Origin of the sequence: Castellaniella hirudinis, from assembly GCF_047468865.1 — a bacterium.
Lineage (GTDB): Bacteria > Pseudomonadota > Gammaproteobacteria > Burkholderiales > Burkholderiaceae_B > Castellaniella > Castellaniella hirudinis_A.
Genome location: NZ_JBLGTV010000003.1, coordinates 265,766 through 289,807, shown reverse-complemented (window position 1 = coordinate 289,807; position 24,042 = coordinate 265,766). Strand labels below are relative to the sequence as shown.

Below are 24,042 nucleotides of genomic sequence, written 5' to 3'. Positions count from 1 at the left end.
ATGGGATCAATCCGTCGCGCGGCCACCGCCCTCGGATTGGTGCCGCGCCTGCGACATCACGTCAGGGTAAGGGCAAGGACTGCCGAGCGTCATTCCCCCGCCAGGCGCGGCAGCACGCGCTGCGCATTTTCCGCGCATTGGGCGATCACGGCGTCCGTCGGGCTGGCCCGCAGCGCCGCCAGGCAAGCGGCAATGCGGGCGATTTCGGCAGGTTCGTTGCGGGCGGGCGCGCGCCGGCCCTGGTCATCGCGCCCCAGCCAGGCGGGGGCCATGTCGGGCGCGTCGGTCTCCAGCACCAGCGCGCTGGCGGGCAGTTGGGCCGCCAGGCGGCGGATCTGCAAAGCCCGGTCGAACGTCAAGGCGCCCCCCATGCCCAGCGCGAAGCCCAGGCCGAGAAACTGCCGAGCCTGTTGAAAGCTGCCATTGAAAGCGTGGGCAATCCCGCCGATGGGCGGCTGGCGGCGCAGATATTTCAGCAGCGTATCCTGGGATCGGCGCCCATGCAGCAGCACGGGCAGGCCGAAGCGCCGGGCCAGGGCCAGTTGCGCCGCATACACCTGTTCCTGGCGGCTGCGCGCCGCCGGGCCGCTGCGGGCGGGGACGAAAAAATCCAGGCCGATTTCTCCGATGGCCACCAGCCGGGGGTCATCGCGCCAATTCATCAGGCAAGTTTCCAAGGCGGCCAAGTCCGACGCTTGCGCCTCAGCCACGCACAAAGGATGGATACCCAGGGCATAGCGCCCACCGGGCCAGGCCCAGGCCAAATCCCGAACCGTCTGGAAATTCCGGCGGCCCACGGCGGGGATCACGATCCGCCGCACACCGGCCGCCTGCGCCCGGGCCAGCACCGCCTGGCGATCCGCGTCGAATTCGGCGGCATCCAGGTGGCAATGCGTGTCGATCAGCATCCCGCCGCCTGCAGGCGGCCCGCCTGCATTTCCAGCTGCCGGTGCGCCAGCGCGGCCAGGGCCGGGTCGTGCGTGACGATGATGAAGGCGGTGCCCAGATCCTGGTTGACCCGGCGCAGCAGGGTGAACATGGCATCCGCCGTGTGGCGATCCAGATTGCCCGTGGGTTCGTCGGCCAGCACGCACGCCGGCTGGGTGACCAGGGAGCGCGCCAAGGCCACGCGCTGGCGTTCACCGCCGGAAAGCTGCCCCGGAAAATGCGTGGCCCGCTGGGACAGGCCCACCTGATCCAACAGCTGCCGGGCCTGCTGGCGGGCCGCCGCCCGCCTCATCCGGCGCACGATCAGCGGCATGGCCACATTGTCCAGCGCCGTGAATTCCGGCAGCAAGTGGTGAAACTGATACACAAAGCCCAGGGACTGGTTGCGCAGGCGGCTGCGCTGGCGTTCGGACAGGCCGTCGGCCGCCTGGCCCGCCACCCACAAACGGCCCTGATCGGGCTGATCCAGCAGGCCCAGCACATGCAGCAGCGTGCTTTTGCCGGAGCCCGACGCCCCGATGATGGCCAGCATTTCGCGGGCATGCACCGTCAGGCTGATATCGCGCAGCACATCCACCCGCCCCGTGCCCTCGTCGTAGGTCTTTTGCAGATGTTCGGCGCGCAGCACCGGCGCGGCTTGGGTCGGGGCATCAGTCATGGCGCAATACCTGGGCGGGCTGCAGGCGCGAGGCCCGCCAACTGGGATACAGGGTGGCCAGCAGGGACAAGGCCAGCGACGTCAAGCCGATGACGGTCATGTCGCCCAGCTGGGGATTGGAGGGCAGCTCGCTGATGAAATAGATTTGCTGCGGCAAGAACTGCACCCCGATCAGATGCTCGATCCAGGGCACGATCACATCAATATGGTAGGCCACCAGGGCGCCCAGCAATACGCCGGCCGCCGTGCCCACCACCCCGATCAAGGTGCCCTGCACCAGGAAGATCCGGGCGATTTCCGCGGGCGTGGCCCCCAGGGTGCGCAGGATCGCAATGTCGGATTGCTTGTCCTTGACCGCCATGACCAGGGACGACAGCAGATTGAACGCGGCCACGGCCACGATCAGGGTCAGAATCAAGAACATCATGCGTTTCTCGGTTTGCACGGCGGCAAACCAGGTGCGGTTGTTTTGCGTCCAATCGGCGGCGCTCACCCCCGGCGGCAGGACGGCCAACAGTTGGCGGGCCACCACCGGGGCCTGCTGCATGTCGGCGATGCGCAGGCGCACCCCGCTGGTTCCGCTGTCGCGGAACACGCGGGCGGCGTCTTCCACATTGATAAAGGCCAGGGTGGCATCGTATTCGTAATAGCCCGAGGCAAAGACGCCCGAAACGGTGAATTGGCGCATGCGGGGCGAAAACCCGGCGGGCGAGATCGACCCCTGCGGCGCCAGCAGCAGCACGGTATCGCCCACCCGCAGGCCCAGGGACTGGGCGATCTGGCTGCCGATGATGACCCGATATGCCCCGGGGGCCAGGCTGTCAAGCGTGCCGGATTCCAGCTGGTCGCGCAAGGCCGACACCCGGGGCTCGGTGGCGGGGTCGATGCCGCGCACCTGCACCCCGCTGAACGACTGGCCCCGGGCCAGCATGGCCTGCGCCGCCACGAAGGGCGCGGCCCCGCGCACGGCCGGATCGGCCTCGGCCTCGCGGGCCAGCGCCTGCCAGTGATCCAGCACCTGCTGGTGCGGCACCCCCGGCCAGTACAGTTCGATGTGCGGCAGCACCGACAGCATGCGGTCGCGCACCTGGGTCTGGAAACCATTCATGACGGACAACACGACGATCAGGGCCGCCACGCCCAGGGCGATGCCCGCCATCGAGCTGGCCGCCACGAACGACACAAAGCGGTCGCCCCGGCGTCCGCCCCGGCCGGTGCGCGACAGGCCCGCATAGCGCGCCCCTATCCACCATTCATAACTCATGTAAACAGCCTTTGCCGGCGTTTGACTTTACAATCCCGCCATGCATATTGTGATCCCCGGGGCCTGGCCCGATCCTGAAGTCGCCACCGAACTGGCCCCACATCTGGCGCAGCGCGCCCCCACCCTGGCCCATTGGCTGGCCCGGGGCAAACCCGCCATACAGCCCAGCCCGGCGGCGCAAACTTGGTGCACCCCGCTGGAACACTGGCTGCTGGACGCGCACGGATTCGTGCCCGCGCAAACCGAGCATCTTAGCGCAGGTCTGGGCCCTTTGCGCGCGCCCGCCCTGGACGACGAACCCGTCTGGCTGGCCGAGCTCATCCACATGGCCCCCTCGCGCGACGGCGCCGCCCTGCTGCCCGCGGACACGCTGGCCGTGACCGCCGAACAAGCCGACGCGCTCTGGGCGTCGGCCCAGGCGCATCTGGAAGACGGCCTGCGGCTGGAATCGCTGCACACCCCGCACACCTGGCGGGTGCGCGGGCCCATCCCCCCGGCCCTGCCCTGCGCCAGCCCGGCGCTGGTCGCCACCAGCGCGGTCAACGACTGGTGGCCCCAGGACGCCGCCGCCCAGCCCTGGCGGCGGCTCGTCAACACACTGCAGATGGCCTGGTTCGAACACCCCGTCAACCAGGCGCGCCAGCGCGACGGCCTGCCGCCCATCAACAGCCTCTGGCTGTACGGCGGGGCCCGGCCCAGCCAGTTGACCACCGCCCCGCCCACTGACCTGCGCCTCCTTTCCGGGCTGCAGGATCTGGCCATCGCCCAGCGCTGGGGCGAATGGATCGACGCGCTGGCCCAGCTGGATCGGCAATTGGCCCCGCTGGCGGCGCAGCGCCCCGCCCTGATATTGACAGGGCGCGACCGCTTCGTCACCGTGCAGGCGGCCGGCGGCTGGCTGGCCCGTTTCAAGACCCAGGACTGGAGGCGCTGGTGGTGCAGCCGCTGATTCGCCCGCGCCGCACCAACCGCCCCGCCACCCAGGCCCTTGCCGAATCCGGCGTCCACCCCCTGCTGGCCAGACTGTGGGCGGCGCGCGGGCTGACCCAGGCCGCGCCCGCCGATTGGGCGCACCTCATCCCCCCGGCCCGCCTGACCCAGGTCGAGCACGCCGCCGGCCTGCTGGCCGACGCCATCGCCGCGCAGCGGAAACTGCTGGTGGTGGCCGATTACGACTGCGACGGGGCGACCGCATGCGCCGTGGCGGTGCGGGGGCTGCGCCTGATGGGGGCGCAGGTGGATTTCCTGGTGCCCAACCGGTTCGAGACCGGCTATGGCCTGTCGCCCGCCGTGGTGCGGCTGGCCTGCAGCCACCCGGCCGGCCGGCCCGACCTGCTGATCACGGTCGACAATGGCATCGCCAGCGTCGAAGGCGTGGCCGCCGCCCAGGCCGCCGGCATGCAGGTCATCGTCACCGACCACCATTTGCCCGGCGACACGCTGCCCCAGGCCCTGGCCATCGTCAATCCCAACCAGGCCGCCTGCGCATTTCCATCCAAGCATCTGGCCGGCGTCGGCGTCATTTTTTATGTTCTGCTGGCCCTGCGGGCCGAGTTGCGCACGCGCGGGGTGCTGCCCCCCCGGGGCGGCCCCCGGCTGGATGCCCTGAGCGATCTGGTGGCGCTGGGCACCGTGGCGGACGTCGTGCGCCTGGACGCCAATAACCGCCTGCTGGTCGGCCAGGGCCTGAAACGCATCCGTCAGGGGCAAATGCAGGCCGGCGTGGCCGCCCTGTTCACCGTGGCGGGCCGCGACCCCCGCCAGGCCAGCACCGCCGATCTGGGATTTTCCCTGGGGCCGCGCATCAATGCCGCCGGCCGCATGGCCGACATGGGCATCGGCATCCAATGCCTGCTGGAAGACGACCCCGACCGCGCCCTGGCCCTGGCCCGATCCCTGGACGACATCAACCGCGAACGCCGCAACCGCGAATCCACCATGCGCGACCAGGCCCTGGCGCAGCTGAATCTGCAGCCCCCGCGCCAGGCCGCCAGCCTGTGCGTCTGGCAGGCCGACTGGCATCCGGGTGTCATCGGCCTGGTGGCCTCGCGCCTGAAGGAAACCTACTGGCGGCCCGTCCTGGCCTTCGCCCCGGACGACGAGGCCACCCTGCGCGGCTCGGGCCGCTCGATCCCGGAAGTGCATTTGCGCGATGCGCTGGATCTGGTCAGCAAGCGCCTGCCCGGGGCGATCCTGCAGTTCGGCGGCCATGCCATGGCCGCGGGCCTGACGCTGCGGCGGGCCGCGTTCGAAGACTTTACCGAACAGCTGGATCAGGCGGTGCGCACACTCAGCGGCCAGGAGGCGTTCGAGCCCTGCCTGGAAACCGACGGCGCGCTGGAGCCCGCGTATTTTTCGGTGGAAACCGCAGCCATGCTGGCGACGCATGTCTGGGGCGCGGGCTTCGCCCCCCCGCTGTTCCAGGATACGTTCCAGGTCATCCACCAACGCGTCCTGCAGGACAAGCACCTGAAACTGTTCCTGGAACACCACGGCCAGCGCCTGGACGCCATCTGGTTCAACCACGCCGACCCTCTGCCCGAGCGCATCGAGGCGGCCTACCGCCTGGAACGCAACACCTGGGGGGGGCAGACTCGCCTGCAATTGCTGATCGAGCACGCGCGCCCGGCCTGAACCGGCACGCGGGCCGGACGCGGCCGGGCCGGGCCGAGTCGCGCCCGGCCCGGCTTGCTTCAGGCGGCGGGCCGCCGCGAAGACAGCACAATGCCGCCGATGATCAGCAGAAAAGCCACGGCATGGTAGAAATGCGGGCTTTCGGCCAGCAGGGCCGAAGACAGCAGGGCCGCGATCAGCGGGGTCAGGTTGTTGAAAAAGCCGGCCAGGGTGGGCCCCACCCGCTGCACCCCCGCGCCCCAGCAGCGAAACGCAATCACGGCGGGGCCGATGGCCACGAAGGCCACGGCCAGCAGCAAAGGCGCGCCCCACGCCACCTGCCAGTCAGTCAGCCGCCATTCCAGCGCGGCGAACAGGCCCGACCAGGCCGCCCCGTACAGAACCTGGCCCAACAAAAACCCGGCCCAATGCGCGCGCACCGGCGCATCGGCCGGCACCCGGGTCAGCTGCCAGCTGTAGAACGCCCAGATGACGGTGGCCAGCACCATCAGCAGATCGCCCGCCACGAACCGCAGCGCCAGCAGCTGCCCCCACTGCCCATGGGACAGCACGATCGCCACCCCGGCCAGCGAAAGCGCCGCGCCCAGCACCTGGGCGGGCCGGATGGCCACCCCGTAGCACAGGCGGCCCACCAGCATCATCCACACCGGCATGCTGGCGGCCACCAGCGTGACATTGACCGGGGTGGACGTATGCAGCGCCAGGTATTGCAGCGAGTTGTACAGCCCTACCCCCAGCAGCCCCAGCAAGGCATAGCGCGGCCAGTCGCGCCAAATGGCGCTGTTGCGCTGCAGCACCCGATAGCCCAGGGGCAGCAGCAACAGCAGCGCCGTCGCCCAGCGAAAGAAATTCAGCGTCATGGGCGGCACCAGATCGGCCACGGCCCGGCCCACCACCGCGTTGCTGGCCCACATGGCCGGCGGCACCAGCAGCAGCGCCACAGTGCCGGACGTCAATCGTTCATTCATGCCGCATCCAGGAACGGGTTCATACACCCGAAATTCTAACCGTCCCGCGCATTCGCCCGGTTTTCATGCCAAAAGCATGTCAAAAGTCTTGACATAATACTGTTTCAAGCCTTAAGATAAGGGCTTGTTTCATCAGCGGTTTTCAGCACTTGCCGGGTTGCCGGCTGTCTTGCCAGGCATTGCGCCTGCTGCCTTTGGGGGCGGTTCTGCCCCCGTCTGAACTCTGATCGCCCCGGTTCTCGCGCCTGTCCTGCCGCCAGGCCGGGCGGCATGGGCCCGCTGGTTCAATCACCCTTCACCGGAGTCACCATGGCCAAAGAAGAACTACTCGAAATGCAAGGATCTGTCACTGAAGTCCTGCCGGATTCCCGCTTCCGCGTGACGCTGGACAACGGGCACCCCGTCATCGCCTACACGGGCGGGAAAATGCGCAAGCATCACATCCGCATCCTGGCGGGCGACAAGGTCACCCTGGAAATGTCCCCCTACGATCTCAGCAAGGGGCGCATTACGTTTCGCCACCTCAACCGCCCGGCGGGCTCGGCCCCCGTGCAGCGCCGCCGCCACTGAGGCGCCCGGATATCGGCGCAATAAGGCCCGGCACCGCCCGACAGGCGGTCAGTGGCAATCCGGCACCGCCTGATCCAGATACACCTCGAACGCAATCGACTTCGCCTGCTGCTGCGCCAGTTGCCGCAGTTGGCCGGGCGCCACCGCCTGGCGCAAGGCGCGGGCGGCATCGTCCGGCAAGTCCGCCCGTGACAGCTGCGCCAGCGTTGCCCGCCGGTACGGCGCCAGTTGGGCCGAAAACTTTTTCCATTCCGGGAACTTCAACAGCTGGCGCAAGAAATCCTCGTCTTGCACCGCCGCATCGCATTGTCCGATCCGCAAAGCCAGCAGCGCATCGGTCGCCGAAGGATAAACCTGCTCGATGGCCCCCTGGCGGGCGGCCAATTCGCCCACATACCGGCCATCGGCGCTCAGGCACACGGTGCGCCCCGCCAGATCGGCCCAGGCATGGATATCCGTATCCGTGCGCATGATGGCCATGGGGCTGGCCGACCAGTCCAGCGGCTCTCGGCGCACGCCGGGCGGCAGGGATGCCTCCGCCGGCCACACCCCCACCCAGCCATCCAGTGCGGCCTGCCGCAGCTGCGCCGCCGCCTGATCCCGATCTACCGCCCGCAAGTCGGCCGCGCCGCCGGCCTGGCCCGCCAACACCTCGATGCGGGCCGGGGTGCGATCCTTGGCCCCGGGCACCGGCGCGGGCGGCAGGCCGGCCACGCCAAGACGCCAGGGCGCGACCGCCTGGGCTGCTGCCGGGACGGCCTGCGCCGCCGCCGGGCACGCCGCCCCCAACAAGCCGGCCAACGCGGCCGCCTTCAGAAAAGCCCCGGGGCGCAGCGGCCGGCGGGAAGTCCATAAGCAAGAAAAATCAGGCATAGGGGTAGACGGACGCCGCCGTGTCGATCAACAAGGGCCGAAGCCGCAGGTCGGCAAAATCAGACATATTGATAGCGCAGCACGCTGCGTTTGATGTTTTCCAGAAACACCTGGTCGATCAAAGTCGCCAGGATGGCAATGGTCAGGATATTGGCCATGACGCCGACCATGTCGGCGGTCTCGCCGGCATAGGCCAGCGAACGGCCCAGCCCCTGGCCGAAGCCAATCAGCATCTCGGCTGAAATCAAGGCCCGCCAGGCATTGCCGAAAGCCAGCTGGGCCCCCGTGATGAGTTCGGGCATGACGGCGGGCAGATACACCCGGCGCACCATGTCCCAGGGGCCGGCCCCCATGACGCGCGCGGCGGACACGTGGGTCTGCAACACGCTTTCAGTGGCATTCATGACGGACAAGGCGGCCGGAAAAAACGCCGCCAGGGCCACCACCACGATCATCGGCACATTGCCAAAGCCCATCAGGATCAAGAACAGCGGCACCCAGGCGATGGACGGGATCGACTGCAGAATGATGATGGCCGATTTCAGCACCTCGCGGAAAAACAGCAACAGCCCGCCCGCCAGGCCAAAACCCACCCCGAACAGCAGGGCAAAGCCATAGCCCACCCCCAGGCGGCCCATACTGCCCGCCAGCACGGCCCGGAATTCTCCGGTCTGGACATCATTCCACAACCGTTCGAGCACCGCGGGCACGCCCGGCATCAAGAAATCCGGCAGGGTCCAGGCCGCCATCTGCCAAACCAGCAAAATGGCGGCTATCGCCACCGCCATGGCCACTTTACGGGCGGCGGGAGAAACGCGTTTACTTGTGCTCATAATCAAGAAGAAGGCCGGAATCGTATCCGGCCCGGGTTTCGAGGATGTCAGGGACAGCGATTATCGCATCCCCGCCCGACACGCCGTCACAGCTTGCGCGTCTGCTGCCATTCGAGGTCGACAATGGCGCTGACATCAAAAGGCTGGCCGTCCTTCGTTTTCAGCGCGCCGCGCGCCTGCATGATGTCGGCGACTTCCTGCATACGGCCCAGATCCTTGGGGCTCAGGGCCGGGCTGAAAGTCTGCGTCTGGATGGCTTTGCTGATCACCTGTTCGCGCGGCAGCTCGCCCTGCTTCAGGGTTTTCAGTGTGGGCTCGGCAATGAAGTAGCTGGCAATCAGCTTGGCTGCTTCATCGGGCTTGTCCTGCAGCAGCGCGATGGCCTCGGCCTGGGCATCCAGGGATTTCCAGACCAGATCTTTTTTATTTTTCAGCGTATCGCCCGACGTGATGGTGACCATGCAGGGGAAAGGCCAGACTTCGCCGATTTCATAGATTTGGCTGACCGGCGCAATCAGCTGCGCAATGCTGGCCTGGGGCTCGAACAAAAAGGCCGCATCCACGCGCTCGCCCACCAGCGACTGCACCGCCACCTGCGGGCTGACCCCCATGATATTGACGTCGTCCACTGTCAGGCCCGCGTCCTTCAGAACCACGCCGCGCAGGACGGTATCGGCCGTGCTGCCTTCTTTTTGAGAGGCCAGCGTATGGCCTTTGAGGTCGGCCACGGTCTTGATGTTGGCGTTATCGCGCACCACCAGGGCGTGATAGCCGCTTTGCGCGCCCGCCACGACCTTCAGGTCGGCCCCTCGGGAGGACCACGACGCCGCGTTGGTGAACCCCAGCACCCCGGTATCCAACTGGCCGCCCACAATGGCCTTGATCAAGTCGGTGCCCGACTTGAATTCCACCAGTTGCACGTCCAGGCCCTGCTTTTCGTAGAACTTGCCTTCGTAGGCGGCGATGGCCTGCGCATCGTCCATGACGCGGATATAGCCGACCTTGAAGGGTTCGGCGGCAAACGATTGCGCGGCGAAAGTCAGGGCGGCCAGGGCCGGAACCAATAAATGACGAAATTTCATGCTGCAAGTTCCTCGGGGTATGAAAGGGATTCGGAGGCGGTGTCCGTCGTGATGCCCAGCAGGCTCAGGATTTCCCGGCGCATGCCGGCGAAATTGGACAGGTCGTGTGTTTTCTCGCTGGCCGACAAGTGGAATTCGCGCAGCAGCCGCGAGGGGCGCGCGCTGAAGACCAGGATGCGGTCGGCCAGGAACAAGGCTTCATCGACATCGTGGGTGACCAGCAGCACCGTCGGCCGGGTCTCGCGGATGAGGGTGCGCAGGGCGTCCTGCAAAGTCATGCGGGTCAGGGCGTCCAGCGCCCCGAAGGGTTCGTCCAGCAGCAAGACCTCGGGCTGCGTGATGAAGGCGCGCGCCAGGGCGCAGCGCTGACGCATGCCGCCCGACACCTGGTGCGGGAAATAATCCTCGAACCCCTTCAGGCGCACCTTGTCCAGCCAGGCGACGGCCTGCCGACGCGCCTGTCGACGGGGCGTCTTTTGCAGTTCCAGCGCCATGGCGACGTTTTGCGCCAGAGTCAGCCAGGGATACAGGGCGTTTTCCTGGAACATCAGCATGCGGCTGGGATCCGGGCGCGCAACGGCCTGACCATCCGCCAGCACCTGGCCCGCACTGGGCTTTTCCAGGCCGGCGGCCAAGTGCAGCAGCGTGGATTTCCCGCACCCCGACGGCCCCACCAGGGCGACGAGCTCGCCCGGGGCGATATCGCTGCTGAATTGATCGACGACTTGCAAAGCGCCAAACCGCTTCTCGACTTGCTTGAAGGATAGATTCATGAGGTCTTTCCGTCCGGGCGGAGCAGGCATGCCATGCCGGCCCGATCCTGGGGATTGTGGAATAGTCAAAACTAATGGGATAGTCAAAACTTTAACGACTTTGCTTAATACCTAACAACGATAAATTCATGATTTTTTAATAACTAAAATGTATAAACTAGGCATGGCCCGCAGCGGCGCGGCGTTACCATGCCAATATCTGCACAACCGGGAAGCCCCATGGCCCGCACACCCGACCCCGACCCCATCGCCAGCCTGCTGGATCGGCATGGCGACACGCGCCAATATCTGCAACACCTGCTGGACGGCGCCTGGACAGAGGCCGGCCTGCGGGCCGCCCTCGCCTGGTTCGACGGCCCGGCCCCGGCCCAGCACCGCCTGCTGCGCACCGTGCTGTGCCCTTTGCTGATCGAGTCCATGGCCGGCTCCGATGCCGTCTGCATCCAAGGCATGGCGCAGGGGCTGGGCCTGCAAGGCGCCGAACTGGATCGGCAATGGCGCCGCGAGATCGCCCCGGGGCTGCGGGCCCGGCCGCCCGAATGCACCGCCCTGCCCGCCTGGGTGCGGCAATACCAGGCCTATCTGCAGCGGGCGGACGATGAACTGCTGCCCATGGCCGGCCGCCTGCTGGACGACCAGGCCCTGGACGCATTGGCCCGGGCCTGCCGCGAAATCGGCGCCGGTTCGCCGTGCGCGGCGCCACGGCCGTAAAAAGACGAAGCCCCCGGCCCGGCGGGAGCCCGGCCCACACGGCCCGGCCCGACGGCGCATGCCCATGGCTTCGACGGGCACGCGCCGCCGGCGGGCCGCCGGAACGCGCCTATTTCAGCAACCGCGCCAATTCGACGGCGGTGCGCACGCGCATCTTGGCCAGGATGTGCGACCGATGCACTTCGACAGTGCGCATGCTGATCCCCATCAGGTCGGCGATCACCTTGTTCAGCTTGCCCTCCAGCATCAGATCCATGACCTCGCGTTCACGCGACGACAGCGAAGCCAGGCGGGCCTGCACCTGGGCCTGATCGCCCGCCGCCAGCGAAGCCTGCAGCGCTTCCAGCACACGATCCATCAGCTTGTTGTCGTTGAAGGGCTTCTCAAAAAAATCGAACGCCCCGCGCTTCAGGCTGTCCACCGCCATGGGCACGTCGCCATGGCCGGTCAGGAAGATAACGGGCATGCGCTGCACCAGCCCCCGCGCCGCCAGGGTGTCGAACAACAGCGCGCCGCTCATGTCGGGCATCCGCATGTCCAGCAGCAGACAGTCGCCCTGTGCGCTGAAAGCGTAGTCCGGCCCCAGCGCATCCAGGAATGCTCGGGCGCCGTCATAGCCCACGGCATCGATCCGGCGTGACTGCGCCAGCCAGATCAGCGCATCCCGGATCACTTCTTCGTCATCGACAATATGCAGCACCTTGTTGTTCTCCTCTGGTTGCGGCGGATCCGCCAGCGGGGCTGTCTTATTTTTTCATGTTTTCGGCGACGGGGCTTGCCGGCAGAGAAAACCGGAAAACCGTGCCGCCGCCAGCGCGATCCGCATAGGCCAGGGTGCCGCCATGGAACTCCACAATCGTGCGGCAGATTTTCAGGCCCATGCCCATGCCATCGGATTTGGTGGAAAAAAACGGCGAAAACAAGCGCTCCCGGGCCGATTCCGCAATACCGCAGCCATGATCGGCCACGCTGATCATGACACTGCCCGGCTGCTGCGGGTCGGGCCTGGCCTGGATCTGCAAGACCCGGCGGCCCGGCGCCACGTCCCGCATCGCCTCGATGGCATTGCGGGTCAGGTTCAGCAGCACCTGTTCCAGCATCATCGCATCGGCCAGCACCGCGGGCGTGTCCGCCTCGACGTCGGCCTGGATTGCGATGTCGTGCTGGCTGGCCTGAAGCTCGGCCAACTGCACCACATCCGCGACCAGCGTCGGCAAGTGCACGGCCTCCCGGCGCGGCTCGCGCCGCTTGGCGAAGGAATGGACGCTGCGGATCACGTGCCCGGCGCGCTGCGCCTGGGCGTTGGCCTTTTCCAGCGCCCCCCGGATGCGCGTCAGGTCGGCCGCCGCCGGGGCCTGCGCCGAATCGTCCAGCAGGTTCAAGGCGCCGGTGGTGTAGCTGGTGATGGCGGCCAAGGGCTGGTTCAGCTCGTGCGCCAGGGACGAAGCGATTTCCCCCATGGTCACCAGCCTGGCGCTGGCCTGCAGCTTTTCCTGCTGGCGCCGGTTCAGTTCCTCGAAGCGCTTGCGGTCGGAAATATCCAGGATCGAACTCATCCAGCCGGTCTGCCGGCCGCTCTCGTCGACCAGGGCGGATTCATACACCAGTACCGGAAAGCGTTCGGTGCGATTGCGCAGGAACAAGGTTTCAAACCCATTCGGGCTGATCTCGCCCGCCATGCGCTGCGCAAACCGCATCTGATATTCGCGCATCACCTCCGGCGCCCAGTACGGCATGGGCGGCGCGCACCCGATCAGTTCCTGGGCCGGGATGTTGACCATCCGGCAAAACGCGGGATTGACATAAGTGATCCGGCCGCTCAGGTCGTATACCCGCAGGCCGGTCACCAGGGAATCCTCCATCGCCGTGCGAAAAGCGATCTGTTCGCGCAAGGCGCGCTCGACGGCCATCCGGCGGTTGATGTCGCGCCACAGGGCGGCCAGGCTGCCCAGCAGGCCCAGGGTCAGGGCGATGATGACCACCACCAGCAAATTGGGCAGCAGATCCGGGGCACCCCGGACACTGTCCGTGCGCAGCGTGATGTCCGCATAGGGCAGGTTCAGATCGTGGGCATAGGTGTAGACCCCGCGCCCGGCCCCGCCGGCCGTGCGCTGCCCCAGCACGCGCTCGTGGCGATCCGTCAGGCGGATTTCATTTTTCTGGGCAAACCACCAGGGCACCATCTGTTCGAGAATGCCGCCGAGGGAATAGGAGGCGACCAGGACGCCGAGATAATGGCCATCCGGTTGAACGGGAAAAAGATAATCCATCCAGACCGGGCGCTGCGCATCCCCTCCGGGCGGGCCGGGCTGGGTGTATTCCGGCGTGCCGGTGCTGCGCACACGCATCAGCTTCAGCCGCAGCGTCTCGGGCAAGTCCGCCTCGGGCAGACCGTGCAGGGCATCGGTGGCCACCCCGGGGCCGTCGGCGGCCACCCAGGCAATGCGCGCCAGTTCGGGATGCGTGCGCAGCAGAAAACGCATCCGGGCACGCAGTTTGTCGCCCGCCAGGCGGCCCGCCGCGATCTCATTGGCCAGGGAGCGGATGTCGTCCTCGTCCCGGCCCAGCTGGAAGCGAATGGTCTGCTCGACCCACAGCGTGTCGGCGATCTGCTGTTCCTGACGCTCTGTGGACTCCATCTGCTGCGCCTGGCGGGGCAGCCAGATCGCGGTGGCCAGAAACAGCAGCGCGCACAGAATCGGCACCAGCCATTGCCAGGTGCGCCGACGAACCAGCGAAGCGTGAAGCGGTGGGGGGCGACTCATCTTGCCCCTAGTGTAACCGCGCCGACCGCGCGACAGCGCCGTCTGCCCGACGGCCCAGTTTCGGATTTCCACAATTGAGACACCCGGCCCGACTATGGACAATGACCCTGTATTTTCTTTCGACCGCCTCTGCCTCGGGATCCGATTTATCCGATGAAATGGTTCGCTTTTCTATCCGCCTGCCTGCTGTCCCTCGCCCCCCTGGCGCACGCGCAACAGGCGCCCATCCTGATCCGCTTCAGCCACGTCGTGGCCACGGACACGCCCAAGGGCAAGGCGGCGGAACATTTTCGCCAGCTGGCCGAACAGACCACGGGCGGCCGCGTCCAGGTGCGCATCTACCCGAACAGCGAACTCTACCGGGATCGCGACGAACTCGAAGCCCTGCAGCTGGGCGCCGTCGAAATGATCGCGCCGTCCCTGTCCAAGTTCGGCCCGCTGGGCGCGCGCGAATTCCAGGTCTTCGATGTGCCTTTCATGTTCCCCGACACGGCGGCGCTGCACCGGATCACCCAAGGGCCGATCGGCGCGGGCATGCTGCAGCGCCTGCGGCTCAAGGGCGTCATCGGCCTGGCTTTCTGGGACAACGGCTTCAAGTCCTTTTCCGCCAACCGGCCGCTGCGCACGCCGGCGGATTTGGCCGGGCTGCGAATGCGCATCCAGCCGTCCAGGGTGCTGGACGCGCAGATGCGGGCCCTGGGGGCCCAGCCGACCACCCTGCGCTTCGGCGAAGTCTACGACGCGCTGGCTTCCGGCGTGGTCGACGGCACCGAAAACCCGCACTCCAATTTCTATACCCAAGACATGCAGGACGTGCAGTCTCATCTGACGGTAACCGACCATGGCTACCTGGGCTACGCCGTCATCGTCAACCGCAAATTCTGGGAAGGCCTGCCGCCGGACATCCGCGAGGCGCTGGAAGACGCCATGCAAGAAGCCACCCGCTACGCCAGCCAGATCGCCCAGGAAGAAAACGACCGGGCGCTTGAAGCCATCCGCGCATCCGGCAAGACACAGATCAAGGTGCTGACGGCCGCCGAGCGCGAAACCTGGAAAAACGCCCTGGCCGGTGTTGGCGCCGGCCTGGAAACCTACATCGGTGCGCAACTGATCGCCGACATTCGGCGCACCATGGCCGCCCCATGATGTTCTACCCGCTTGATGCCGCGCTTTGCCTTCAACCCCTGTCCCACCCAGGCAAGCGCACAGAACACCAGGCGGCCAGATGTTGATTCGGCTATTCCTTCCATCCAGTCCATAAAACAAGGAGACTTCCTCATGGCTATTCGCCTCCCTCTCGTCAAGACTCTGGGCGTGTGCCTCGCCCTGGCGTTTTCCGCCTCGGCGCTGGCCGCCGACCAGCCCATCACGATCAAATTCAGCCACGTGGTGGCCGAGAACACGCCCAAGGGTCAAGGCGCCCTGAAATTCAAGGAACTCGCCGAAGCCGCCTTGCCCGGCAAGGTGGACGTGCAGGTTTTCTCCAACTCGCAGCTGTTTGGCGACGGCAAGGAAATGGAAGCCCTGCTGCTGGGCGACGTGCAGATCATCGCCCCCTCGCTGGCCAAATTCGACCGCTACACCAAGAAGCTGCAGATCTTCGATCTGCCCTTCATGTTCGACGACATGGACGCGCTGGACCGCTTCCAGTCCAGCCCCGCGGGCCAGGAACTGCTGAATTCCATGCAGTCCAAGGGCATCCAGGGCCTGGCCTACTGGCACAACGGCCTGAAGCAGATGTCCACCAACAAGGATCAGCTCACCCGGCCGGAAGACATCAAGGGCCTGAAATTCCGCATCCAGGCCTCCGACGTGCTGGAGGCCCAGTTCCGCCAGTTGGGCGCCAACCCGCAAAAACTAGCCTTCGCCGAGGTCTACCAGGCGCTGCAGACCGGAGTGGTCGATGGCGCGGAAAACCCCTGGTCCAACATCTATTCGCAGAAATTCCATGAAGTCCAGAAGACCATCGCCGTGACCAACCACGGCGCCCTGGACTACATGGTCATCACCAACGCCGGCTGGTGGGACGGCCTGCCCGAAGACGTCCGCGCCGCCTTGAAGACCGCCATGGCGGGCGCCACCGAACACGCCAACAAACTGGCGGCCGACATCAACGAGCGCGATCAGAAACGCATCGAGGAAGCCGGCAAGGCGAAAATCCAGACTCTGTCCAAACGCGACATCGCGGCATGGCGCGATGTCGTCCGGCCCGTGTGGACGCAATTTTCCGACCAGATCGGCGAAGACCTGATTGCCAAGGCCCGGGCCGCCAACCAGGAATAAGCCACGCGCTCTCCAACGGCCGCCGCCCGGCGGCCCTTTTGTATCCCACCAGGAGCTCCCCACCATGTTGAAAAACTGGCTGGAACACACTGAGGAGGGCCTGATCGCCTTCCTGCTGGCGGCCATGACCGTGGTGACCTTCGCCCAGGTCGTCGCCCGCTATGTCTTCAACTATAGTTTCGTCTGGGCGCTGGAACTGACGATGTACTGCTTCGGCGCCCTCATTTTCCTGGGCATGTCCTATGGCGTGCGCGTGGGCGCCCACATCGGGGTGGACGCCCTCGTGCGCCTGCTGCCGGCCCGCGCCGCCCACCGCCTGGCCATCGTCGGCACCCTGCTGTGCATCGTCTACGCCGCCATCGTGCTGTACGGCAGTTGGATCTACGTCAGCAAAATCCACATGATCGGCATCCTGGCGCAGGACCTTCCCATCCCGCAGTGGGTGCCGCGCCTGGTCATGCCCGTGGGATTCGCCCTGCTGATCTACCGCTTCGGCGAAGTGCTCTGGCACTTGGTGCGCGGCGATAACGCCTCTTTGCTGGGCGACGAAGTCGCCGACGCCATGAAATACCGCACCGACGACAACGGCCAGCCCGGAGACCAGAAATGACCACGACCGCCCTTTTCATCCTGCTGTTCCTGTTCATGTTCATGGGCCTGCCCGTGGCCATCGCGCTGGGCCTGTCCTCGCTGCTGACCATCCTGGTCTTCGGCCACGATTCCCTGGCCTCGCTCTCGCTCAAGCTGTACGAAACCTCCGAACACTTCACCCTGATGGCCATCCCCTTCTTCATCCTGGCGGGGGCCTTCATGACCACCGGCGGCGTGGCCAGACGCATGATCCGCTTCGCCAATGCCTCAGTGGGCCACCTGCACGGCGGGCTGGCCATCGCCTCCGTCATGGCCTGCGTGCTGTTCGCCGCCGTGTCCGGCTCGTCCCCCGCCACCGTGGTGGCCGTGGGCTCCATCGTCATCGCCGGCATGGTGCGCGCCGGCTACACCGAATCCTTCGCCGCCGGGGTGGTGTGCAATGCCGGCACGCTGGGCATCCTGATCCCGCCCTCCATCGTGCTGGTGGTCTACGGCGCGGTCACCGAAACCTCGGTGGGGGCGCTGTTCATGGCGGGCGTGGTGCCCGGCCTGCTGCTGGGCCTGGTGCTGATGGTGGCCATCTACATCATCGCCCGGGTGCGCAAGATGCCCTGCCAGCCACGCGCCAGCCTGGCCGAAATCACCGTGGCCGCGCGCGATTCCATCTGGGGGCTGCTGCTGATCATCATCATCCTGGGCGGGATCTACGGCGGTATATTCACCCCCACCGAAGCCGCCGCCGTGGCTGCGGTCTACGCCTTTCTCATCGCCGTGTTCATCTACCGCGACATCGGCATGAAACAGGTTCCCGAGGTGCTGGTCGACGCCGCGAAAGTGACCATCATGCTGATGTTCATCATCGCCAATGCCCTGCTGTTCGCCCACGTGCTGACCACCGAACGCATCCCGCAGGCCATCGCCGAGCAGATCATCGCCTGGGACATGAGCGCCTGGCAGTTCCTGATCGTGGTCAACATCCTGCTGCTGGTGGCCGGGGCCTTCATGGAGCCCACCGGCATCATCCTGATCCTGGCGCCCATCCTGTTTCCCATCGCCATGGAACTGGGCATCGACCCCGTCCACCTGGGCATCCTGATCGTGGTCAACCTGGAAATCGGCATGGTCACACCACCCATGGGCCTGAATCTGTTCGTCACGGCCGGCATCACCAACCTGAGCATCGCCCAGGTGATCCGCGCCGCCACCCCCTGGCTGCTGCTGCTGCTGACCTACCTGATGTTCATCACCTACGTGCCCGCCGTCAGCCTGTGGCTGCCGGGCCTGTTCCACTAGGATTTCGCCGCTGACACACGGGTGTCATACGCGCGCTTCATCATCCCCGCAGTGCCTGGGCCATCCGGCCCAGGCTTCTGTTGCAAGGGGATTCTCGCATGCGGCCCGCATTCACACTGAAAAGCCGTTTCATTCTATTTCTTTCTCTGCTCGCCCTCTGCACCGCCCTGGTGCAGGGGGCCGTGCTGCACCTGCTGCGCACAACGGACACGCTGCGGCAGACAGAAACCGCGCGCCACCAGGCCACCCAGCTGGCCACGCAATACCAAGCCGCGCTCGACGCGCTGACCCGCCATACCATGGCGTTCGTCGCCAGTGAACAACCGGAATTCGAGCAACGCCACCAGCACGATTTCGCTGTCCTGACGGGGCAGGCGCCAGACGCCGCGGGCATTCAGGCCGACTTCCTGGCGCGATTTCGCCAGGCCGATTTCGATGCGGCGGAGCTTGCCCTCATCGAGGACGCGCACGCCCAGCTTCTGGCGCTGGCCCAAATCCAGCGCGAAGCCATGAACACCGCCAAGGGCGCACTGGACGATGGCCAGGGCGGCATCAAAATCGCCCTGCCCAACGCCATGCTGGCCAAGGCACTGATTCTCAGTCAGCAATACACGGATACTGAAGCCGCCATCCGCGCCATGATCCAATCCTTTGACGCCCGGCAGGCACAGCGCATGACGCAGCGCGTGAACGCGGCAAACGAAAAAGGGCGATCCGCGGGCTATACGGCGATCGCCGCCATCCTGGCGCTCTGGCTGTTCAGCGCGATGGCGCTGTTCAGCCTGTACCGCTCCATCAAGCGCCCCCTGGATCAGGGGCTCGCGCTGGTCAATCATCTTTCCGCCGGCGACCTCACCGTAAGCATCAAGCAGGGCGGACGCGACGAAATGGGCCGGATGACGACGGCGCTGGAAAACATCCGCGCCGACATCAATAAAACGCTGTACGAAGTATCCGACCACTTCACCCGCGTCGATGTCAACGCCGGCCGCCTGACCCGCAGCCAGGACACCGCGCTGCACAATAGTCACACGCAGCGCCAGATGGCCAGCCAAGTCTCGGCGGCCATGCATTATCTGGACAATACCGTCCAGCAGAACCACGACCGTGCCCTGGCGGCGCGACGCCTGAGCGAACAGAGCGACCAGCAGGCTCACGCAGGCTCGGAAAGCGTCGCCCGGCTCACCCAAGCCATCGCGGAAATCACGGAAGACGGGCTGCGTGTCGAGAGCGCCACCCGACAAATCGGGAAAATCACGTTCCAGGCCAATCTGCTGGCGCTCAATGCCGCTGTCGAAGCGGCCCACGCGGGGCCGCATGGCCGGGGGTTCGCCATTGTCGCCGCCGAAATCCGGCTGCTGGCCCAGGGCATCCGCAACGCGGCCGACACGGTGCACGCGACCATCGCGCAGGCCATCGACAACAGCCGCCAAGGCACCCTGCTGGCTGCTGCCGCGCAGCAGGCCATGCGCAACGTCGTCCAGGCGACCGCGCGCAGCCGGGAGATCATGGATGCCGTCACCGCGGACACGGATCAGCAGGCCCAGGCGATCCATGAAACCGCCCAGGCCGCCCGCGCCCTGGAGGCCATGGGCGCCCAAAGCACCCGCCACGCGGAGGACACGGCCCAAGTCATCGCCGAGCAGGCATCCGGCATGCACAGGCTGCGCCTGACGCTGGGGCGATTTCAGCTGGATGCCGGATCGCTGCGCGGCCCCCGCGCCGCCCTCGAAGCGGCGGATTAATCCGGCGCGGGCCGCCGCCCCCGGCGCAGCACGCTGCGCGCCATGCCAAAGAACGTGGCCGCCCAGGCCACCAGGGCGGCATGGAAAAACAGCCAGGAAACCCCCGACAGGAAGCCGAAGTCCATGGCGTGTTCCAGCTGCCAGGTACAAACCGCATACATACCCAGGGGGAACACCATCCCCCAATACAAGGGATCGTATTCAAACGGAAAACGCTGAAACACATAGCGCCACAGCCCCAGCAGCAGCAGCATGGGAATCCACCAGGTGCCGGTGGCCCAGTAGAACACCGTGAAGCCTTTCAGGAAAGGCAGCAGCGACACCAGGAAAGGCGCGTCGGGGGCATTGAGGATCAGCAGCGACCCCGCCAAGGTGGAAATCGCCATCGCCCCCATATTGATCCAGTAGGGCGGAGACAGGTCGCTGGGCGGAAAACGAAAAAACACATAGCGGTAAAAAATCAGGGACATCATCCAGATGTACAGCATGCCGCCCCACAACCACATCGACAGGGCCAGGAAATTGAGTTCCAGGCGAAACGGCTGGCCGATGCGCGCCGCCAGCAGGGCGCTGGACACCGCCAGCGACTGCGTGGCCACCACCGCCAGCAGCCAGGCCCCGCTGATCCCCTGATCGAGCGTCGGTTTTTCCGTCTTGATGGTGAGCGCGGTAAAAATGGTGTACATCAGCAACACCCACAGCACCACCGCCACCGCCCACAACACCAGGCCCGCCGGCACATTATCCACCTGCAGAAGCATCTGGCTGGACAAAATCCCGGTGGCGGCCACCAGGGTGAAAAACCCCGGCCCTTTCAGGTGGCTGACCATGTCCGCAAAAAAATCCCGCGGGTAGCGCGCCGCCCGCGCCACATACAGCACCCAAAGCACCAGGTATTGGACGATATTCAGCCCCAGCAGAACGCCCGCGATCCCGGGATAGCCCAGCGTATGGGCGCCGATGGACACAATGCCGGTGGCCATGACCAGGCCGAAATACGCGGGGTGCAGGTGCCGCAGGCGGCCCCGGCCGCCGTCGGGCCGCCACGGAGCCGCTGGCCGGAGGCCTGCCGCCGCCACCGAGGCGGGCACTTTCGGCGACGGATTGGGCCCATTGTTTTCCATGAGGTTCTCCCGGCTGGCAGCCAAAATCACGAGGCTTGACTGACGCGTTAAAATGGACGATTACCTTAAATTGTAACGTGTCGTCGATCCGCCGCCCGCCGCGCGGGCCCGACGCGCGCCACCCCTACCGGACAGAACCCTATGGAAGCCGAACGCCAGAACCAGATCAGCGCCCACATCGAAGACTACCTGGAGCGCCAGGACATTCTTCGGAGGTATCTTTGACTACGATATCAAGTCCGAACGCCTGATCGTCGTCAATGCCGAACTCGAAAGCCCGGATGTGTGGAACGACCCCGCGCATGCCCAGGAACTCGGCCGTGAAAAAAAATCCCTCGAAACCATCGTCCAGACCCTGACCGAGCTCAAGCAAGGCCTGCTGGACGCCCGCGACCTGTACGAACTGGCCGCCGAGGACGACGACGACGCCACGCTCCAGGCCATCGAAGCCGACTGCGCCGCCCTGGGCGAGCGCCTGGAAGCCCTGGAATTCCGCCGCATGTTCGACAACCCGGCCGATCCGCTGAACTGCTTCGTGGACATCCAGGCCGGCGCCGGCGGCACCGAGGCCCAGGACTGGGCCTCCATGCTGCTGCGCCAATACCTGCATTACGGTGAACGCAAGGACTTCAAAGCCGAAGTCCTGGAAGAATCCGAAGGCGAAGTGGCCGGCATCAAATCCGCCACCATCAAGTTCGAGGGCGAATACGCCTACGGCCTGCTGCGCACCGAAACCGGCGTGCACCGCCTGGTGCGCAAAAGCCCCTTCGATTCATCGAACGGCCGCCACACCTCGTTCGCCAGCGTGTTCGTCTACCCGGAAATCGACGATTCCTTCGAAATCGACATCAACCCCGCCGACTTGCGCATCGACACTTACCGCGCCAGCGGCGCGGGCGGCCAGCACATCAACAAGACCGATTCGGCCGTCCGCATCACGCACAACCCCACCGGCATCGTGGTGCAGTGCCAAAACGACCGCTCCCAGCACCGCAACCGGGCCGAAGCCATGCAGATGCTGAAATCCCGCCTGTACGAACTGGAAATGCGCAACCGCATGGCCGAACAGCAAAAACGGGAAGACGCCAAGAGCGACGTGGGCTGGGGTCACCAGATCCGATCCTATGTGCTGGATCAAAGCCGCATCAAAGACCTGCGCACCGGGGTCGAGATCTCCAACACCCAGAAGGTGCTGGACGGCGACCTGGATCCCTTCATCACCGCCAGCCTGAAACAGGGCGTATAAGCAGACATGAACCCGCAAGACACCCCCGCCCCCGATGAGAACCGCCTGATCGCCGAACGCCGCGCCAAACTGGCCGCCCTGCGCGACGGCGGCCCGGCCTATCCCAACGACTTCCGCCCCGACGCGCACGCCGCCACCCTGCATGCCGACTACGACGCCCAGGATGCCGGCGCCCTGGACAGCCAGGCCGTCCAGGCCCGCGTGGCGGGCCGGATGATGCTCAAGCGCGTCATGGGCAAGGCCAGTTTCGCCACCATCCAGGATGCCACCGGGCGGCTGCAGCTGTACCTGGACCGCAGCGTCCTGGGCGACGAGGCCTACGCGGCCTTCAAAACCTGGGACATCGGCGACATCCTGGGGGCCGAGGGCGAAATCTTCAAGACCCACAAAGGCGAGTTGTCCCTGCGCGTGCGCACCCTGCGCTTGCTGGCCAAGTCCCTGCGGCCCCTGCCCGACAAATTCCACGGCGTGGCCGACCAGGAACTGCGCTACCGCCAGCGCTACGTCGATCTCATCATGACGGACAGCACGCGCCAGACCTTTCTGGCGCGCAGCCGCATCGTCAACGCCATCCGGCAGATCATGTCGGACGCCGATTTCCTGGAAGTGGAAACCCCCATGCTGCACCCCATCCCGGGGGGGGCCGCGGCCAAGCCGTTCGTCACGCACCACAACGCGCTGGACATGGACATGTACCTGCGCATCGCGCCGGAACTCTACCTGAAGCGCCTGATCGTGGGCGGCCTGGAACGCGTGTTCGAGATCAACCGCAACTTCCGCAACGAAGGGGTCAGCCCGCGCCACAACCCGGAATTCACCATGATGGAGTTCTACGCGGCGTACACGGATTACCGCTGGCTGATGGACTACACCGAATCCCTGATCCGGGAAACCGCGCTGCGGGTCTGCGGCGCCACGGCCCTGACCTACCAGGGCCAGCCCCTGGATCTGGGCCGCGCCTTCGACCGCCTGACCATCGTCGAGGCGATCCAGAAGCACGCCCCCGCCTATGCGCCGCAGCAACTGCAAGACGCCGATTCCCTGCGGCAGGAACTGCGCCGCCTGGGGGCCGAAGTGGACGGCCCCGCCCTGGCCCACGCCGGCCTGGGGGCCCTGCAACTGGCCCTGTTCGAAGAAACCGCCGAAGCCCGGCTGTGGCACCCCACTTTCATCATCGACTACCCCGTCGAAGTGTCGCCGCTGGCGCGGGCGTCCGACACCCAGGCCGGCATCACCGAGCGCTTCGAGCTGTTTGCCTGCGGGCGCGAGATCGCCAACGGGTTTTCCGAGCTGAACGACCCCGAGGATCAGGCGGCGCGGTTTCACGCGCAGGTAGCGGCCAAGGACGCGGGCGACGAGGAAGCCATGTACTTTGACGCCGACTACGTGCGCGCCCTGGAATACGGCATGCCCCCCACGGGCGGCTGCGGCATCGGCATCGACCGCCTGGTGATGATGCTGACGGACGCGCCGAACATCCGCGACGTGATCCTGTTTCCGCATCTGCGGCGCGAAGACTGAGCGCGCCCAAGCGCGCGCCCGCGTAGGGATTGCGTGGCGCGCCACCGCGCAGCGCCATGCGCCAAAAAGGGCTGTCCAGCACACGCTGGCCAGCCCTTTTCAAGCATATATGCCGGGCCATCCCAGCGCATGACGCAACGGCCGCCCCGCAACCGCCGAC

Annotated in this window: 22 protein-coding genes; 11 read left to right on the top strand and 11 right to left on the bottom strand. The window is 66.1% G+C overall.

The window, feature by feature from the left end; translation table 11 throughout:
• Positions 1–89 precede the first annotated feature (89 nt).
• The 3 genes from ACMHYJ_RS06865 to ACMHYJ_RS06855 are packed head-to-tail and all read right to left on the bottom strand — an operon-like array spanning position 90 to position 2,870.
• Positions 90–908: a TatD family hydrolase gene (locus tag ACMHYJ_RS06865; RefSeq protein ID WP_414245457.1), complete on the bottom strand. Its 819-nt coding sequence runs from the start codon at positions 906–908 to the stop codon at positions 90–92.
• On the bottom strand, positions 902–1,606 hold the full coding sequence (locus ACMHYJ_RS06860; RefSeq protein ID WP_414245456.1) for an ABC transporter ATP-binding protein: 705 nt from the start codon (positions 1,604–1,606) through the stop codon (positions 902–904). The genes ACMHYJ_RS06865 and ACMHYJ_RS06860 overlap by 7 nt, the downstream gene beginning before the upstream one ends.
• On the bottom strand, positions 1,599–2,870 hold the full coding sequence (locus tag ACMHYJ_RS06855) for a lipoprotein-releasing ABC transporter permease subunit (protein WP_414245455.1): 1,272 nt from the start codon (positions 2,868–2,870) through the stop codon (positions 1,599–1,601). Before ACMHYJ_RS06855 ends, ACMHYJ_RS06860 begins: the two co-directional genes overlap by 8 nt.
• 40 nt (positions 2,871–2,910) lie before the next feature.
• On the opposite strand from ACMHYJ_RS06855, the gene ACMHYJ_RS06850 reads away from it, so the two are divergent.
• Both ACMHYJ_RS06850 and recJ read left to right on the top strand, forming a co-directional pair.
• Complete coding sequence (locus ACMHYJ_RS06850) at positions 2,911–3,819, top strand: hypothetical protein (protein ID WP_414245454.1); 909 nt, start codon at positions 2,911–2,913, stop codon at positions 3,817–3,819.
• On the top strand, positions 3,804–5,504 hold the full coding sequence (gene recJ / locus ACMHYJ_RS06845) for a single-stranded-DNA-specific exonuclease RecJ (RefSeq protein ID WP_414245453.1): 1,701 nt from the start codon (positions 3,804–3,806) through the stop codon (positions 5,502–5,504). The genes ACMHYJ_RS06850 and recJ overlap by 16 nt, the downstream gene beginning before the upstream one ends.
• Before the next feature lie 59 nt (positions 5,505–5,563).
• Here the strand turns inward: recJ and ACMHYJ_RS06840 are convergent, their stop codons facing one another.
• Positions 5,564–6,472, bottom strand: coding sequence for a DMT family transporter (locus ACMHYJ_RS06840; RefSeq protein WP_414245452.1), 909 nt, complete (start codon positions 6,470–6,472; stop codon positions 5,564–5,566).
• Between the two features lie 309 nt (positions 6,473–6,781).
• Between ACMHYJ_RS06840 and infA the strand changes: the two genes are divergently transcribed.
• A complete protein-coding gene (gene infA, locus ACMHYJ_RS06835; protein ID WP_414245451.1) occupies positions 6,782–7,042 on the top strand; it encodes a translation initiation factor IF-1 in 261 nt (86 codons plus the stop codon).
• Between the two features lie 48 nt (positions 7,043–7,090).
• On the opposite strand, the gene ACMHYJ_RS06830 is transcribed toward infA, so the two are convergent.
• The 4 genes from ACMHYJ_RS06830 to ACMHYJ_RS06815 all read right to left on the bottom strand — a co-directional run bounded on the left by ACMHYJ_RS06830 (position 7,091) and on the right by ACMHYJ_RS06815 (position 10,603).
• A complete protein-coding gene (locus tag ACMHYJ_RS06830; protein WP_414245450.1) occupies positions 7,091–7,915 on the bottom strand; it encodes an ABC transporter substrate-binding protein in 825 nt (274 codons plus the stop codon).
• Positions 7,916–7,974: 59 nt separating this feature from the next.
• Positions 7,975–8,748 carry an ABC transporter permease gene (locus ACMHYJ_RS06825; protein ID WP_414245449.1) on the bottom strand — a complete coding sequence of 258 codons (774 nt, stop codon included), beginning with the start codon at positions 8,746–8,748 and terminating at the stop codon, positions 7,975–7,977.
• An 86-nt stretch (positions 8,749–8,834) separates the two neighbouring features.
• Positions 8,835–9,830, bottom strand: coding sequence for an ABC transporter substrate-binding protein (locus ACMHYJ_RS06820; RefSeq protein WP_414245448.1), 996 nt, complete (start codon positions 9,828–9,830; stop codon positions 8,835–8,837).
• Positions 9,827–10,603, bottom strand: a complete 777-nt coding sequence (locus tag ACMHYJ_RS06815) for an ABC transporter ATP-binding protein (RefSeq protein ID WP_414245447.1) — start codon at positions 10,601–10,603, stop codon at positions 9,827–9,829. The genes ACMHYJ_RS06820 and ACMHYJ_RS06815 overlap by 4 nt, the downstream gene beginning before the upstream one ends.
• A 219-nt stretch (positions 10,604–10,822) precedes the next feature.
• On the opposite strand from ACMHYJ_RS06815, the gene ACMHYJ_RS06810 reads away from it, so the two are divergent.
• Entirely contained in the window at positions 10,823–11,314 is a 492-nt protein-coding gene (locus ACMHYJ_RS06810; RefSeq protein WP_414245446.1) for a hypothetical protein, read from the top strand.
• Positions 11,315–11,423: 109 nt separating this feature from the next.
• On the opposite strand, the gene ACMHYJ_RS06805 is transcribed toward ACMHYJ_RS06810, so the two are convergent.
• Positions 11,424–12,014 carry a response regulator transcription factor gene (locus ACMHYJ_RS06805; RefSeq protein WP_414245445.1) on the bottom strand — a complete coding sequence of 197 codons (591 nt, stop codon included), beginning with the start codon at positions 12,012–12,014 and terminating at the stop codon, positions 11,424–11,426.
• 46 nt (positions 12,015–12,060) lie between these two features.
• Positions 12,061–14,079 carry a sensor histidine kinase gene (locus tag ACMHYJ_RS06800; RefSeq protein WP_414245444.1) on the bottom strand — a complete coding sequence of 673 codons (2,019 nt, stop codon included), beginning with the start codon at positions 14,077–14,079 and terminating at the stop codon, positions 12,061–12,063.
• A gap of 153 nt (positions 14,080–14,232) precedes the next feature.
• Between ACMHYJ_RS06800 and ACMHYJ_RS06795 the strand changes: the two genes are divergently transcribed.
• The 5 genes from ACMHYJ_RS06795 (at position 14,233) to ACMHYJ_RS06775 (ending at position 19,991) form a co-directional block, all read left to right on the top strand.
• Positions 14,233–15,225 carry a TRAP transporter substrate-binding protein gene (locus ACMHYJ_RS06795; protein ID WP_414245443.1) on the top strand — a complete coding sequence of 331 codons (993 nt, stop codon included), beginning with the start codon at positions 14,233–14,235 and terminating at the stop codon, positions 15,223–15,225.
• Positions 15,226–15,357: 132 nt separating this feature from the next.
• Positions 15,358–16,362 (top strand): TRAP transporter substrate-binding protein, encoded by a 1,005-nt coding sequence (locus tag ACMHYJ_RS06790; RefSeq protein ID WP_414245442.1) that lies wholly within the window; start codon positions 15,358–15,360, stop codon positions 16,360–16,362.
• Positions 16,363–16,426: 64 nt separating this feature from the next.
• Positions 16,427–16,972, top strand: coding sequence for a TRAP transporter small permease (locus ACMHYJ_RS06785; RefSeq protein ID WP_414245441.1), 546 nt, complete (start codon positions 16,427–16,429; stop codon positions 16,970–16,972).
• The gene (locus tag ACMHYJ_RS06780) at positions 16,969–18,246 is read left to right on the top strand and encodes a TRAP transporter large permease (RefSeq protein WP_414245440.1); all 1,278 of its coding nucleotides are present in this window, start codon (positions 16,969–16,971) and stop codon (positions 18,244–18,246) included. The genes ACMHYJ_RS06785 and ACMHYJ_RS06780 overlap by 4 nt, the downstream gene beginning before the upstream one ends.
• Positions 18,247–18,344: 98 nt before the next feature.
• Positions 18,345–19,991: a methyl-accepting chemotaxis protein gene (locus ACMHYJ_RS06775; RefSeq protein ID WP_414245439.1), complete on the top strand. Its 1,647-nt coding sequence runs from the start codon at positions 18,345–18,347 to the stop codon at positions 19,989–19,991.
• Here ACMHYJ_RS06775 and ACMHYJ_RS06770 read toward each other — a convergent pair.
• Positions 19,988–21,115, bottom strand: a complete 1,128-nt coding sequence (locus tag ACMHYJ_RS06770; protein ID WP_414245438.1) for a tellurite resistance/C4-dicarboxylate transporter family protein — start codon at positions 21,113–21,115, stop codon at positions 19,988–19,990. The two genes, ACMHYJ_RS06775 and ACMHYJ_RS06770, sit on opposite strands and share 4 nt — an antisense overlap.
• A 141-nt stretch (positions 21,116–21,256) precedes the next feature.
• Here ACMHYJ_RS06770 and prfB point away from each other — a divergent pair.
• Positions 21,257–22,361, top strand: a protein-coding gene (prfB, locus tag ACMHYJ_RS06765; protein WP_414245437.1) for a peptide chain release factor 2 whose coding sequence is annotated in 2 segments (ribosomal slippage) — positions 21,257–21,337 and positions 21,339–22,361 — 1,104 coding nt in all. Because the reading frame shifts where the segments join, the coding sequence is not laid out codon by codon here.
• A gap of 6 nt (positions 22,362–22,367) precedes the next feature.
• Positions 22,368–23,882 (top strand): lysine--tRNA ligase, encoded by a 1,515-nt coding sequence (gene lysS, locus ACMHYJ_RS06760; RefSeq protein ID WP_414245436.1) that lies wholly within the window; start codon positions 22,368–22,370, stop codon positions 23,880–23,882.
• Positions 23,883–24,042: the final 160 nt, after the last annotated feature.